The sequence below is a fragment of the Collimonas pratensis genome, from assembly GCF_001584185.1.
Taxonomy (GTDB): domain Bacteria; phylum Pseudomonadota; class Gammaproteobacteria; order Burkholderiales; family Burkholderiaceae_D; genus Collimonas; species Collimonas pratensis.
In genome coordinates this window covers 583,392-597,570 of sequence record NZ_CP013234.1, presented here as the reverse complement: position 1 = coordinate 597,570, position 14,179 = coordinate 583,392, and the positions used below count along the sequence as shown (strand labels likewise).

General features: G+C 61.0%; 11 protein-coding genes. 3 read left to right on the top strand and 8 right to left on the bottom strand.

The genetic code is table 11. The features are described 5' to 3' along the window. Positions 1 to 27: 27 nt before the first annotated feature. The 3 genes from CPter91_RS02665 to CPter91_RS02655 form a co-directional block, all read right to left on the bottom strand. Positions 28 to 1,608 (bottom strand): thioredoxin family protein, encoded by a 1,581-nt coding sequence (locus CPter91_RS02665; RefSeq protein ID WP_061936563.1) that lies wholly within the window; start codon positions 1,606 to 1,608, stop codon positions 28 to 30. Between the two features lie 83 nt (positions 1,609 to 1,691). Continuing rightward, positions 1,692 to 4,421, bottom strand: a complete 2,730-nt coding sequence (locus CPter91_RS02660; RefSeq protein WP_061936560.1) for a TonB-dependent receptor — start codon at positions 4,419 to 4,421, stop codon at positions 1,692 to 1,694. A 186-nt stretch (positions 4,422 to 4,607) separates the two neighbouring features. Then, positions 4,608 to 5,501: an HTH-type transcriptional regulator ArgP gene (locus CPter91_RS02655; protein ID WP_205631690.1), complete on the bottom strand. Its 894-nt coding sequence runs from the start codon at positions 5,499 to 5,501 to the stop codon at positions 4,608 to 4,610. A gap of 145 nt (positions 5,502 to 5,646) precedes the next feature. Between CPter91_RS02655 and CPter91_RS02650 the strand changes: the two genes are divergently transcribed. After that, on the top strand, positions 5,647 to 8,013 hold the full coding sequence (locus CPter91_RS02650) for a penicillin-binding protein 1A (protein WP_061936553.1): 2,367 nt from the start codon (positions 5,647 to 5,649) through the stop codon (positions 8,011 to 8,013). 9 nt (positions 8,014 to 8,022) lie between these two features. Next, entirely contained in the window at positions 8,023 to 8,640 is a 618-nt protein-coding gene (locus tag CPter91_RS02645) for a trimeric intracellular cation channel family protein (protein ID WP_205631689.1), read from the top strand. Positions 8,641 to 8,745: 105 nt separating this feature from the next. On the opposite strand, the gene CPter91_RS02640 is transcribed toward CPter91_RS02645, so the two are convergent. Continuing rightward, positions 8,746 to 9,021, bottom strand: coding sequence for a hypothetical protein (locus CPter91_RS02640; protein ID WP_061936545.1), 276 nt, complete (start codon positions 9,019 to 9,021; stop codon positions 8,746 to 8,748). Between the two features lie 309 nt (positions 9,022 to 9,330). Then, a complete protein-coding gene (gene chrA, locus CPter91_RS02635) occupies positions 9,331 to 10,506 on the bottom strand; it encodes a chromate efflux transporter (protein ID WP_061936542.1) in 1,176 nt (391 codons plus the stop codon). A 164-nt stretch (positions 10,507 to 10,670) separates the two neighbouring features. Between chrA and CPter91_RS02630 the strand changes: the two genes are divergently transcribed. Further along, complete coding sequence (locus CPter91_RS02630) at positions 10,671 to 11,375, top strand: glutathione S-transferase N-terminal domain-containing protein (RefSeq protein WP_061936540.1); 705 nt, start codon at positions 10,671 to 10,673, stop codon at positions 11,373 to 11,375. A gap of 49 nt (positions 11,376 to 11,424) precedes the next feature. Here the strand turns inward: CPter91_RS02630 and CPter91_RS02625 are convergent, their stop codons facing one another. The 3 genes from CPter91_RS02625 to CPter91_RS27675 all read right to left on the bottom strand — a co-directional run bounded on the left by CPter91_RS02625 (position 11,425) and on the right by CPter91_RS27675 (position 14,164). Further along, positions 11,425 to 12,609 (bottom strand): acetyl-CoA C-acyltransferase family protein, encoded by a 1,185-nt coding sequence (locus CPter91_RS02625; RefSeq protein WP_061936537.1) that lies wholly within the window; start codon positions 12,607 to 12,609, stop codon positions 11,425 to 11,427. A gap of 329 nt (positions 12,610 to 12,938) precedes the next feature. Continuing rightward, a complete protein-coding gene (locus CPter91_RS02620; RefSeq protein WP_061936535.1) occupies positions 12,939 to 13,973 on the bottom strand; it encodes a cytochrome P450 in 1,035 nt (344 codons plus the stop codon). A gap of 110 nt (positions 13,974 to 14,083) precedes the next feature. Then, positions 14,084 to 14,164, bottom strand: a complete 81-nt coding sequence (locus CPter91_RS27675; protein ID WP_369827853.1) for a tryptorubin family RiPP precursor — start codon at positions 14,162 to 14,164, stop codon at positions 14,084 to 14,086. Positions 14,165 to 14,179: the final 15 nt, after the last annotated feature.

Genomic DNA, 14,179 nt, shown 5'->3' with positions numbered 1-14,179 from the left:
GAAATATCCCGGGGGATTTTCCGGCAGCTATGCCTGCGTCGGACTCAGCAAGCCCTGGCAGGTGGCGCGCTGGGCATCCGCTGTCGGCAACTTGCTGCAGACGCCATCGAGCTGGGCGCGCAAGCGCCCCACTGCGGCCTGATGGCTGCCGCCGTTATTCCAGGCCGTGAGCTTTTGGCCGAGACGCTCCAGCACCGAGCGGTTGCGTTCGTAAAACGCATTCTGGGTGCCGCCCAGTTCCTGGAACACGCCGTGCGCCACCTTTTCGATGCGTGCTTCGTCTTGCGGCGCCAGTTCCAGCAAGCCGGACAGATAGGTGACGCCCCATTGCAGACGGGTCGCCGGTCCCTGGGCAGCCTGATAAGCCTGTTCATACCAGCTGATGGCTGCACCCTTGTCGCCGCGCTTCTTGGCGTTCGAGGCCAGGCTCAGCATGAAATAGTAAGGTGCATGCGAGCGCTTCAGTTCGGCTTTCAGCAAGTTGTCCGAATCGCCCAGCAGGCCGGCGTCGCTCAAGGCATGCGCCGCAGTATTGATCACAGACTGACGTTCGAAGGCATCGGTAGTGGCACTGTCGGCTTGCGCCACTTTTTGCTTGACCTCTTTCAGCAGGGCCGGCGGCAAAGCGCCGTCCGGATTGTCTATACGCGCCAGCGATACCTGCGCGGCGAGCGCCGACAAGCGGTCAGTCTTCGACAGGCTGGCGTCGACCGACAGCCGCTGCATGGCCAGGTTCGCCGCCGCCAGCAGTTTCGTGCGCGCGGCCGATTTGGGATCGCTCGCCAGCTGCACCAGCTCGGCCGGATAGTTGGTCAGGATATCCATGTTCTCGCGCGAACTGCGGACGTCGGCCAGCGTCTTGTTCAGCTGCGCCGCCGCTGCTGCCTTGTCGACTGTAGCCACCGTGCCCGGTTTCGCGTTGGCTGCCGCCACCAGCGCGCTCAGCGCCAGGCGATTGGCAATGTCGCCGGCCGGACTGGCCGCCGCCAGCCGCTTCAGGGTGGCCGGCAAATCCTTGCCGACCAGCTGCTGCTCATCGGTGTCCCAGGAATAGTAAGCCAGCAAGCGCCATTCATCCGGACTCAGCTTGCCGCCGGCCAGCGCCGCCTGCAATATCTGCCGCACCGGGCGGTTGGCGCTGATGCCTAGCGTCAGCGTCTGCAGATAGCGTTCGGCGTCGACCTCACCCGGCAGGCGCGTGATTTCGGTGCCATCCGGTTTGAACAGGATCATGGTCGGATAGCCGCGCACCTTGAAGCGTTCTCCCAGCTTTTGTGCGCCTGCGCTGTCGCCGTCGATATGCACCGGCACAAAGAAGCGCGAGCGCTCGATGAAGCCCTGGCGATTGAAGATGGTGGCCTTGACCTGGTTGCAAGGCGGACACCAGGTCGCGCCCCAGTACAGGAACAAGGGCTTGTTGTTGGCTTTGGCGAAGGCGAAAGCGGCATCGACGTCGCCTTCATACCAGTTGATACCTTCGACGGCGGCAGTCGTAGCTGTAGTGGCGGCGGCCGCTGGCTTCTGGCCGGCGGCGGGCAGCGCGGAGGCCGGCCCGGCTGCGCATATCAGGGTAGCGATAATCGCAGCGCTTGCAGATTGGATTTTCATCGTGTACTTGTCTCAATGATTAAAACAGCAAAAGGGGCCGGCCTGCGCCTCCCCCTTTTGCTGCGAATATATTACGGCTGCCGCTACGAACCAAAGTGGTAATTGAATTCCAGCCATCCCATGCGGCCATAGGGATTGTAGTTACCAACAGGATAATACGGCCAGCCGGCGGTATTGTCTTGCTTGACCGAATTGAAGACATTGTTGACGATCAGCGAAACCGATGCGCGCGAGTTGATCTGGTAGCCGGCGCTCAGGTTGACCAGTGCGAACGGCGAGATGCGGCGGGTCTGGTCGGCGCTCGGCAAGCTGCCGTAGCGCGTGACCTGCACCGTGCTGGTCCATGGACCACTCAGCCAGGTGACGCTGGCGTTGACCTTGGAACCCCAGTCCGGATTGGTCAGCGAGTTCAGCAGGTCCTGGTCGGGATCGGCGGCAAACTGGCGGTAGTGATGGCTCAGCACCTTGGTGTAATTCGCCTTTAGCACGAAGTCGCCGACACTGCCGCCCTTGATGCGCCACTTGCCGCTGAAATCCAGGCCGCTGGTGCGCTCCTGCGCCGCATTGATCGGATTGACCAGGATGTCCTGGATCGCGTTCGGCTGGAATACGGCATTGGGCGGATTGCGCACCACCCGCGCCAGCGCATCGACGCAGGTGGGCGAATTGATATCCAGCTGGCCGGCGCGGCAATTGGCTTCGTTGTGCAGGATGATGTCGGGATCGAGGTTGGTCACCAGGTTGTCGATCTGGATGCGCCAGAAATCGGCCGAGACATCGAAGTTGGAGCTCGGCGACCACACCACGCCATAGCTCCAGGACTTGGCGTTTTCCGGCTTCAGGTCCTTGCTGCCGGTCTGGATATAATTGGCGCCAGGTGAATAGTTGTTGTAGGTACAACCAGCCAAAGGCTGCCCCGACTGCGCGCATCGATAGTAATCGGTGGTCGACGAGTAATAGCCGCGCGTGGTGGTCGAATAGATGTAATTCATGTCCGGCGCGCGGAAGCTTGTGGCGTAGTTGCCGCGGAATAGCAAGGTCTTGGCAGGACGGAATTCCAGCCCGGTGTTATAGGTGAACTTGCCGTCGCTGCGGCCGGCAAAATTGTAGTCGTCGTAACGGCCGGCGACGGTGGCGACCAATTGCTTGAGCAGCGGAATGTTCAGTTCCGTGCCCAGCGCATAGCGCTTGCGCGAGCCGCTGGCGCCCTCGGCATCCGAATTGTTATAAAACACGCCTTGGTTGATTTGCGGATCCGGCGTGTTGCTGAAACCCTGGTTGCCGAATTCGGTCACCGCCGCCAGTCGCACCGGGCCGGCCGGCAGATTGAACAGTTCGCCGTTGGCGCTCAGGCTCAAGGTCTGGGTCCACGATTTATTGCGGGTAGTCGCCTCGCCGGCAATGGAGTTGAACTGGTCAGGCGTCAGCGGCTGATACAGCCGGTTCGGATCCGGCGCGTAGATGGCGACGCCGTCCGAGTTATAGCCAAGGCGCGGGCCGAGGAAAAAACTGTCGACATTCGCCAGCAGCAAAGGCGTGGTCTGCTTGCTGGTGTATGCGGAGATGTTGTAGGCTGCCTCGTATTTCCAGCTGCTGGTGGCGGGAATGTCGCCACGCACGCCGACGGTCCAGTTGCCGGCGACGTCGTCCCATTTTTTGTTGTAGCGCGTCGCGCCGCCGATTTCTTCCGGCGCAATACGGCGCGACCAGCTCTCGTTGGCGCCGGTGTTCTGGTTGAAGAAGTAGCTGTTGCCGCCGCCTTCCGAGGTCCAGTTCGGACCGCGCGTATTATTCTGCGTGCTGTTAAAGCCCAGCATCAGGTCGCTGAATACCTCGGTCGTGGGCGTCAGCTGGTAAGTCAGGCTGCCGAACAGGTTTTTGCTTTCGTTCTGCGTCATGGTGGTCCAGTAAGACGGCTGCGCCTTGCCGCTGGCGCAATACGGATCGCCGGTCTTCACCACGCTGCTGCTGAACAGCTTGCCCATCTGGGCGCAACCTGCGCCGGGATCGATATAGTCGCCGCTATCGGCATTCAAGCGTCCAGCGATCCGGGTCGGCGCCGTGCCGTCGGAGGAAGCCGACGACATGAAATCGCGCTGACGGCTCCAGATCGGCTGGGTCCGGCTCAGTTCGATGCCAAAGACGCCGCTCAGCTTGCCGCTACTGCCGCCGCCGGTGAACTGGATGCGCTGGTTGGAGCCGCCGCCGTCCTGGGTGCCGCCCGCCTTGATATTGAGATCAAAACCCTCGGCCTTCTTCTTCAGGATGACGTTGACCACGCCGGCAATCGCGTCGGAACCGTACACCGCCGAAGCGCCGCCGTTCAAGATCTCGATGCGATCAACCAGAGCCGAGGGAATATTCGCCAGGTTGACGAAGTTGACCGAGCCGTCATACGCCACCGGATAATCGGCGACACGCCTGCCGTTGACCAGGATCAGCGTATGGTTCGGGCCGAGGCCCCGCAGGCTGATGGTATTGGCCGCCGGCGTGAAGGTATTGCCGAAATCGGCGCCCTGCGTCATGCCGGTATTTTGCGTCTGCGCATTGAGCGCATCGTAGACATTGCGGTAGCCCTGCTTCTCAATGTCTTCGCCGGTAATCACGGTGACGCTGGTCGGCCCCTCCTTGCTGGCGCGCGGGATGCGTGAACCGGTGATCAAGACCTGTTTGCCGTCATTGCCTGCGGCGTCGTCTGCTGCGGGACTTGGCTGTGTGGTTTGTGCTTGTGCTGACTGATAGACGTACGGGACGCCATAAGCGATGAATAGCGACAGTGCGGAGCGCACTGGCCAGGTTTTAAATCTGTGCATGCGTGTCTAACCCTTCCCATGTTTTCTTTTGTAAAGAACTGTGTAGTTCTTTAATGGGAACTTAGGATATAGTATCCACAGGGAAATAAAAACTGCTGTATTCACATATCTTTATGCGTTACATCATTTGCGGCGGCCGTCCCCCGGCCGCTCTGCCGCAGGCTTGCCCTGGCGCCTTCAAAATGCTCATTTCAGGATTTTGCGCGCCGCAGCAATGATCTGCCGCGACAGGTTTTCCATGCGCGGCGATTGCACTTTCCAGGTGTGCCAGTACAGTTCCAGCTCGAGCGGCCTGGTCGGTGCCAAGTGGACCATTTCATCTTTCTTGCCGGCGGCCTTGAGCAGCAGTTCCGGCACCATGCCGTAGCCCAGGCCGTAGCGGATTGCGTTGAAATGCGAAGCGGCGCCCGGCACGTAGTGGCAAGGATAGGCGCCCGCCGGCAACCCCAGCTTGCTGAGCAAGAAGGACGATTGCAAGGTGTCCTTATGGGTGTACGCCACCACCGGCGCCTTGCGCGCGGTCTTGCGCGTCAGCCCCTCCGGAAACCAGCGCTCGCGGAAATCTTCCGCCGCCACCAGCCAGTAGCGCATCACGCCCAACAGCTCTGCTGAGCAGCCGCGCATCGGCTTCGACTCGGTGCTGATGCAGCCGATCGCCAGCCCGGTCTCCAACAGCGAATAGGTATGGTCCTGGTCTTCCACGGTCAGGTCCAGCAGTACCCGCTCGCGTATCAGCACCTCCGACAAAGCCGGAAAAAACCAGGTGCCGATCGAGTCGGCATTGAGCGCCAGCACCAGGGTCAGCGGCGCATCCTGCTGCACCGCCAGTTCCGCCGCCAGGTCGGCTTCCAGCAGCTTCGCCCGCTTCAGGTATTGCATCAGGCGCTGTCCCATGCGGGTGGCGCGCGCCGGCCGGCTGCGCACGATCAGCGCATTGCCCAGCTGGCTTTCGAGCGCGCGCACGCGCTGGGAAATCGCCGGCGAAGTCAGGTGCAGGCGCAAGGCCGCCTGTTCAAAACTGCCACTCTCGATCACTGCACGAAACGCCTCGGTGTGCTTGGGGTTGAGATTCATGTGCACCATCCTTAAATAAGAAATATTTATGACTACTTAATAATACTTAATTTTTCTAAGTATATTGCTTGCCGCCCGCACAATGGCCGTTCTCAAAGCCATTCACACCGCGTTCGCCTTCGATTCGTTCGCCATTTCAACAGGAGCGACCATGCGGCCAGCAGCCGAACCAGCAACATCCCGACTTTCCCGTCGCCTCAAATTCATCGTCGGTTTCAGCATCGGCCTGATGCTGGCCGCCAGCCTCGCCGGCGGCTATTGGCTGCGGCAGGCCTGGCAGCAGCTGCCGGCGGTCGATCACCTGGCCCAATACAGTCCGGCCTTGCCCTTGCGGATCTATTCCAGCGAAGGCATCCTGCTGGCCGAATACGGCGAAGAACGCCGCGAATTCCTGCCTATCGAAAAAATCCCGCTGGTGATGCGGCAAGCCTTGCTGGCGATCGAAGATGCACGCTTCTACCAGCACGGCGCCGTCGATTTCGGCGGCCTGCTGCGGGCGACGCTGGCCAACCTGAGCAGCGGCCAGCACGGGCAAGGCGCCAGCACCATCACCATGCAAGTCGCGCGCGGCTTTTTCCTGACGCGCGAAAAAACCCTGCAGCGCAAGCTGAACGAAATCCTGCTGGCATACAAACTGGAACAGCAGTACAGCAAGGACAAACTGCTGGAGCTCTACATGAACCAGATCTATCTGGGCGAGCGCTCGTATGGATTCGCAGCGGCGGCCAGCATTTATTTTGACAAGCCGCTGGACCAGGTCAGCGTCGCCGAAGCGGCGATGCTGGCGGGCTTGCCGAAAGCACCGTCGGCCTACAACCCGGTTTCCAATCCGCAGCGTGCGCAAATCCGCCAGCACTATATCTTGCAGCGCATGCTGGAACTCGGCTATATCGGGCATGAGGCTTACCAGCAAGCCCTGCAAGAAAAGCTGGCGCTCAATCCCAACCGCAATCCCTCCGTGCGGGAAGCCGCTTACGCGGTGGAAGAAGCGCGGCAGATGGTGATGCAGCTGTATCAGGAGCGCGCCTACACCATGGGTCTGGATGTCACCACCACGATCCAGATGGCGCCGCAGCAGGCTGCCGACAAACAGCTGCGCTCCGGCCTGCTGGATGCGCAAGGGCGCCGGGGCTATCGCGGCCCGGAAGCGCAGCTTGGCGCCAGCGCCGGCGCTAACGATAATGTGAGCAAGCTGTTGCTGCCTTATCCAGACAGCGGCGAAATCCACGCGGCGCTGGTCACCGTGGCGACACCCAAGCAAATCAAAGCCGTCTTGCGCGACGGCGGGACGTTGCAGATCAGCGCCATCGATCCGCGCATCGCCGGCGGCTGGAGCAAGTTGCCAAGCACCGGCAAGCGCAGCATAGTTGCCGGCTCCGTCATCCGCGCCTATCGCGACGGCGCGGGCCGCTGGCTGCTGAGCCAGACGCCGGAAATGGAGGGCGCGCTGATCTCGGTCGACGCCCAAAGCGGCGACATCCTGGCGCTGGCCGGCGGCTTCGATTTTTTTCGCAATCCTTTCGATCACGCTTTGCAGGCCTACCGCCAGCCCGGCTCGAGTTTCAAGCCGTTTGTCTATTCCGCAGCGCTGGAAAAGGGTTATTTTCCCGGCACCATGGTCGATGACACGCAACGCGTCCTGCTGCCGCGGGACACCGGCGCCCGCGCCTGGCGGCCCCGCAATTTCGGCAACAATTATGAAGGCTTCATCACCGTCCGGCGCGGCCTGATGCGCTCCAAAAACCTGGTGGCGGTGAGCCTGATGCAAGCCTCCGGCGCCGCCTATGTGCAAGCGTTTGCGACGCAGTTCGGCTTCCTCTCCGAACGCAATCCGGTCTCGCTGCCGCTGGCGCTAGGCGCGGGTGCTGTGACGCCGCTGCAGCTGGCGCTGTCCTATGCCGTGTTTGCCAACGGCGGCGTGGCTCAGGTGCCGCGCCTGATCAAGGAAATCCGCGACCGTTCAGGCCAGGTATTGTTTGCCGACAGCGCACGCAAGAATCCCGGCAAGAAAGTGGTCTCCGCGCGCAATGCCTACATCATGGACAGCATGCTGCAAGACGTGGTCAAGTCCGGCACCGGCCATGGCGCCAAGGTGCTGGCGCGCAGCGATACCGCCGGCAAGACCGGCACCTCGAACAATGCCTACGATGCCTGGTTCGCCGGTTATTCATCGGGTGTGGTGTCGGTGGTGTGGCTGGGCTATGATCAGCCTAAATCGCTCGGCAACACCACCGGCGGCGTAGCAGCCTTGCCGATCTGGAGCCGCTACATGCAGGTCGCGGTGAAGGACCGCAGCGAACGGCTGCAGGAAGAACCGGCCGGGCTCAGCGTCTACGACGGCGATTATGTCTATGCGGAATACCTGAAGGGCAGCTGCGTGACAGACAACCATCCCTTCATCCACAGCAAGCTCAAATGCCAAGCCGACGGCAGCAGCGACCTCGCAATTGAAAAAGAAGCCTTGAATGCGGCCCAGGAACGCGAGCATATCCTGAAACTATTTTCTTCCGGAGACTAAGCCATGCTTCTGCACACCATCTATCTGATCGCCATCGTGGCCGAGGCCATGTCCGGCGCCATCATGGGCATGCGGCGCGACATGGACCTGTTCGGCATCTGCGTGGTCGGCACCATCACCGCGCTGGGCGGCGGCACTATCCGTGACGTCTTGCTAGGCAACTATCCGCTGGGCTGGATCGCCCATCCGCAATACCTGCTGTTCACCATCGGCGCCGCCATCGTCACTGCCATGGTGGCGCGCTTCCTGCATCATTTGCGCAGCGTATTCCTGGTGGTCGACGGCCTCGGCCTGGTGGCGTTCAGCGTGATCGGCTGCGACATCGCTCGCGCCAACGGCATGGCGCCGGGCATCGTGATCCTGGCCGGCATGATCACCGGCGTCTTTGGCGGCCTGCTGCGCGATGTATTGTGCAACGAGATTCCGCTGGTGCTGCAGCGCGAGCTGTACGCCACCATCGCGTTGTTGACCGGCGCGTTGTATGTCGGCCTGCTGTGGCTCCAGGTCGATCCGGCGGTCGCACCGCTGGCCGCGATCGGCAGCGGCTTCCTGGTCCGCCTGCTGGCGATGCGCTTTCACTGGAAACTGCCGAGTTTCAACGGCAGCGGCATTCGCGGATTTGAATAAATTATTCAGCCAACGAATGTCGCGCCAGATGGCCAAAAACCCCGGCAGCCGCGCTCGCCGGGGTTTTCTGCTGATCCAGATGAAAATCCTATTGCGTAGAATTCATCAAGGCTTGATTCTGATGATTTCGCTGATGTGGGCCTTGCCGTTCAATGGCTTGAAGACGTGGACCAGTGCCGGAAAACGCGGTGCGTTCGGCACGACGATTTGACCTGTGCACAGAAAGCAGTAATTGGTGCCGGCGACAATTTGCGTGGCGAATGCCGATGGTGTGTAGGTCGCGCCGACAAAGCCCTCCAGCGCTTCTTTGAGCACCTCTTTGGCAACGCCAGTGATTTCATAGTCGAACGCGCTCCAGCCACCCGGAATTTCTGTTGTCATGATGTTCACCCTTATGATGACCGCATGTTCGGACACCTGCCACAGTTGCGGCCTTCCCGTGACAGGCTGGAAAATCCAGAAATCATGCTGCGCGCAGCGGCGCCACCATGGGAGTTCAATCGCCCAGAAATATTTCCACGCAGAAACTAGAAGATCATCCTAGTCGCAAGCGTGGAGAAAAAATACTGTTGAAAGTGATAGGTGCCGCCGGTGGGCCGGAGCGGCTATCCGGGCGGAAGAAAAAAGCATTCGGATTAGCGTGCGCTCCCACCCGCTAAGCGCCCTTGCTGCCATGTCATGGAGCAAATCTCAAATGATGACTGCGGCCAGCGCCGTCAACACAACCACCAGCCAGGACGGCCACTTCCAGACCAGCAGCAGGAAAAAACCCAACGCTGCCAGACAGAAATCCGCCGGCCTCAGTATGGCGCTGGTCCAGACCGGATTGTAGAATGCCGCCAGCAGCAGCCCGACCACGGCCGCATTAACGCCAGTCAAAGCGCGTCTGGCGCCGGCATGCTGGCGCAGCGTTTCCAGAAAGGGCAAGGCGCCGCACACCAGCAGGAACGAGGGCAGGAAAATCGCCACCGCCGCAAGCATCCCGCCCAGCCAGCCGTTCGGCGTCCTGGTCGAGACGCTGCCGAGATAAGCAGCGAAGGTAAACAACGGTCCCGGCACCGCCTGCGCAGCGCCATAGCCTGCCATGAACAGTTCATTCGAGACCCAGCCCCTGGGCACGACTTCCGCCTGCAGCAGCGGCAGCACGACATGGCCGCCGCCAAACACCAGCGCCCCCGCCCGGAAGAAGACATCGAACAGTTCCGCGGCATAGTGCCTGGAAACGTCCGCCAGCAAGGGCAATGCAGCCAGCAGCGCCAGGCAGAGTCCGATGGCGATGACGCCGGCGCGGCGGCTGATGTTCGATGCGGGCAGCTTCTCCAAAGAGAGCGGCGCGGCCTTTAGAAACAGTAAGCCGGCCACGGCTCCCGCCGCAATCACGCCGATCTGGCCGAGGGCATTGGGCAAGGCCGTCGCGATGCACGCCGCCACCAGCGCGATAGCGGCCCGCCGGGCATCCGGCGTCAGGGTCCGCGCCATGCCCCACAAGGCTTGCGCCACCACCGCCACGGCGACCACCTTCAAGCCATGCAGCCAGCCGCCGGCCAGGGCAGCGTCGAAATGCGTGACAAAAAGGCCGAACAGTATCAGCGCCAGCGCCGACGGCGCAGTAAATCCCAGCCACGCGGCAAATCCCCCTGCATAGCCCGCCCGCGTCAAGCCCAGCGCAATCCCAACCTGGCTGCTGGCGGGTCCCGGCAGCAGCTGGCACAGCGCCACCAGATCGGCATAAGCCACCTCGGCCAGCCACTGGCGCCGCTCCACGAACTCGAGCCGGAAATAGCCGAGATGGGCGACCGGTCCGCCAAACGAGGTCAGGCCCAGACGTAGAAAAATGAAAAATACCGCTAAAGGGGAATCACGCATTTTCGGGGATTGAGATTTTTCTGATCGACTGCATCTTAGCCCAAGACCGGGCCAAAACGATGCGGCTCGCAACCCGTCATCCAGAAGACTGTTAATCTTTCGGTCTGGCACCTCAGCACTAGCGATTTTTCAGACAGACCAACACCAGCCAACAAGGAATTTTCATGAGCGATCTTTCGACTTTCCCTATTACCGAGAAATGGCCGGCCAGCCAGCCTGACCGCATCCAGCTGTATTCCCTGCCGACGCCCAACGGCGTCAAGATCTCGATCATGCTGGAAGAAACCGGCCTGCCTTACGAGCCGCATCTGGTCAGCTTTGAGAGCAACGACCAGATGTCGCCGGAATTCCTGTCCCTCAATCCGAACAACAAGATCCCCGCCATCCTCGATCCGGACGGCCCCGGCGGCAAGCCGCTGCCCTTGTTTGAATCCGGTGCGATCCTGCTGTACCTGGCGGACAAAAGCGGCAAGTTCATACCGGCGGATCCGGCCGGGCGCTATGAAACCATACAGTGGCTGATGTTCCAGATGGGCGGCATCGGACCGATGTTCGGCCAGCTTGGATTTTTCAACAAGTTCGCCGGCAAGGACTACGAAGACAAGCGTCCACGCGACCGCTACGTGGCGGAATCGAAGCGCCTGCTAGCCGTGCTCAACCAGCGCCTGGCCGAGCGTAGCTGGATCATGGGCGATGCTTACACCATCGCCGACATCGCCACCTTTCCGTGGGTACGCAACCTGATCGGCTTCTACGAAGCTGGCGACCTGGTCGGGATTGCAGACTTTCCGCATGTCACGCGCGCGCTCAACGCCTTCATCGCACGGCCGGCGGTGATCGCCGGCCTGACGATTCCAAAACGGCCCTGAGCCTGCAGCGCCGCTGGAACTGCCGCACGGCAGTTCCAGCGCCATCACATCAAAGACGTTCTATGATCAGGGCAATGCCCTGGCCGCCGCCGATGCACATGGTGATCAGGCCATAGCGTTTGCCGGTGCGGATCAGTTCGTACAGGCACTTGACGGCGATGATGGTGCCGCTCGCGCCCAGCGGATGGCCAAGAGCGATAGCGCCGCCGTTGACGTTGGTCAGCGCCGGATCCAGGTCCAGCCCTTTGCACACGCCCAGCGATTGCGCGGCGAATGCTTCATTCGATTCGATCACCGCCATGTCGGCCAGACTGAGGCCGGCACGCTTCAGCGCCAGCTGGACCGCCGGAATCGGACCGGTGCCCATGATGGTTGGGTCAACCCCCGCCACGCCATAGGAAACCACACGCGCCAGCGGCTTCAGGCCAGCCTGCGCGGCAGCGTCCGCCGCCATCAGCACGCAGGCAGCAGCGCCGTCGTTGATACCGGAGGCATTGCCGGCAGTGACCGTGCCGCCTTCTTTCTTGAACGCCGGCTTGAGCTTGGCCAGCGACTCCAGGGTGGCGTCAGCCTTCGGATATTCGTCGGTGTCGAACAGCGCGACGCCTTTACGTGACTTGATCTCAACCGGCACAATCTGCGACTTGAAATGACCGGCAGCGATGGCCGCCGTGGCGCGCTTCTGGCTTTCCAGCGCGAAAGCATCCTGCGCTTCGCGCGAGATGCCGTATTTCTCCGCCACGTTTTCAGCGGTGATGCCCATGTGACCGCCGCCGAACGGATCGGACAAAGCGCCCACCATCATGTCGATCATCTTGATATCGCCCATACGGGCGCCGAAGCGCGCAGCCTGGCTCGCATACAGCGCACGGCTCATGCTCTCGACGCCGCCGCCGACGGCAACATCGGTCTCGCCCAGCTGGATGGCGTTGGCGGCGCTGATGATGGCTTGCAAACCCGAGCCGCACAGGCGGTTCAGGGTCAACGCGGTGGATTCCTTGCTCATGCCGGCATTGATACCGACCACGCGCGATACATACATGTCGCGCGCCTCGGTGTGGATGACGTTGCCGAAAATGATCTGGCCAGCCTGCTGCGGATCGACGCCGGCGCGTGCAAACGCCTCCTTGACCGCAACCGCACCCAGTTCGCCCGGGGCAATATCCTTCAATGCACCGCCAAATGTCCCGATCGCCGTACGGGCTGCGCCGACGATGACGACTTCTTTTGTCATGCTTATCTCCTTGCTTTAATAATCTGATGACAAGACCTGCTTGCCGCCTTGCCGGAATGCATCGCACGCGTTGGGGAAATGCATTCCGGACGCCTTCAGCGCTACTCTAGCAGGCATCGGCCGTTTTAGTCGCCATCCTCTCGAAAATACCCCTCAGTCTCAGTTTTTTAATAGGAGCAGCAAATACTCTTTTTGATGCGTCAAAAAGAGTATTTGCTGCTCGCTATGTGCGCTGGACTGCGAGGGATCGTACGAGCGGCCGGCTGCCCTTGCGCAGCGGCGGCTGGGTCATCTGGATAAGATCGACTTAGCAGGCAAAGAGCTTCATCTCACTGCCTGACGACGCTGACCTGGAAGACGCCAAGAAGACCAGCAAGCGGCACATCAGCCGTGATTTGCCGCGGGCTGACGGCAAGGCCGTTGTTACGAATGATATCGAGCAGCCTCTCCGCCAGTGGCATCACCATATGCTGTCCCCAGCAGCGTTCGGACGTGTGGCCGAAAGGCAGGTATCCGGGTTGCTCGCTGGGGTTGAGGCTATCCCAGCGCTCGGGGCGGAATTCATCGGCATCGTCCCAGATTGCAGGGTCGCGGTGACTGAGAAGCGGCAAGATCAGGACGTCGTCGTTCGGACCGATCCGAGAGTCGAGGGCGCAGTACTCGGGGGAGGCGCTCCTCAAGATGTTCCAGGATGGCGGCAGCAGCCGCAGGGCTTCATACAGGATGTTCCGGTTCGAGGTGTCTTTGTCGAATGGCGATCCGAGCCAGAGTGCGTTGGCGACCAGCGTGGAGATAGTGAAACAGACCGGAGCGGCGGTGCGCCGATAAAGCCCCATGGCATAACGGCGGTCGTTGTAGGTCGATGCACTGGCGGTGAGTTTCGCGATGGCGGATGCTTCCGGACGGAGCCGGACCGACGACGCCGCGCCGGCGGCGATCACGGCCCAGGTCAGTTTGGGCGTCAATTCCAATATGCGGTCCATAAGGAAGCGCAGCCGATATGGATCTTCGCCGAGAATAAGATCGCGCAGGTAAACGTGCCCGACGCGCGGCCATTCGCCCGAGAAATCAACTGTTTTGGATACAGGCCTCTTCAATGCCGCCCGCACATCGCTGCCGATCGCTTGCATCAGCTTCAAAGCGTCGTTGCGGGGAATGGAACGTCCGTGCAGGGGTTTAAATGTCGGACGTTCGATTTCTGTGGCTGGCCTGGCGCTGAGGATCTGGTGGGTCAAAGCGGACCCGGCGACACCAACAGTGTTCTCATCCAGCCGGAAAACATCTTCGCTGCGATGATCGTGCAAGAGAGCTTGAAGCCTGGGCGTAAAAACGGTAGTTCGTGTGTACTTTGCGGCATTCGACATCAATGGTCTCCATGAGACGGAGGCCCGCGTCCGGCGGGCCGATCAGGGCTTCACCGAACGCGGCTGGAAATTCCAGCCGCATCCCTGCAATCAGGCAATGGCCTGCAGGTTCAATACCAGATGTACCAAGCGTATGCCTTCAGGCTTTTTTGGCGTGTCAGCATATTTTTGAGAGTGAAAAGAATTTTCATCAGTAGCACCTTCCT

Coding starts and splice junctions, on each gene's coding strand:
- CPter91_RS02640 (WP_061936545.1), bottom strand. CDS start 9,021: ATGACAACAGAAATTCCGGGTGGCTGGAGCGCGTTCGACTATGAAATC.
- chrA (WP_061936542.1), bottom strand. CDS start 10,506: ATGCGTGATTCCCCTTTAGCGGTATTTTTCATTTTTCTACGTCTGGGC.
- CPter91_RS02625 (WP_061936537.1), bottom strand. CDS start 12,609: ATGACAAAAGAAGTCGTCATCGTCGGCGCAGCCCGTACGGCGATCGGG.
- CPter91_RS02665 (WP_061936563.1), bottom strand. CDS start 1,608: ATGAAAATCCAATCTGCAAGCGCTGCGATTATCGCTACCCTGATATGC.
- CPter91_RS02650 (WP_061936553.1), top strand. CDS start 5,647: ATGCGGCCAGCAGCCGAACCAGCAACATCCCGACTTTCCCGTCGCCTC.
- CPter91_RS02660 (WP_061936560.1), bottom strand. CDS start 4,421: ATGCACAGATTTAAAACCTGGCCAGTGCGCTCCGCACTGTCGCTATTC.
- CPter91_RS02620 (WP_061936535.1), bottom strand. CDS start 13,973: ATGTCGAATGCCGCAAAGTACACACGAACTACCGTTTTTACGCCCAGG.
- CPter91_RS02630 (WP_061936540.1), top strand. CDS start 10,671: ATGAGCGATCTTTCGACTTTCCCTATTACCGAGAAATGGCCGGCCAGC.
- CPter91_RS27675 (WP_369827853.1), bottom strand. CDS start 14,164: ATGAAAATTCTTTTCACTCTCAAAAATATGCTGACACGCCAAAAAAGC.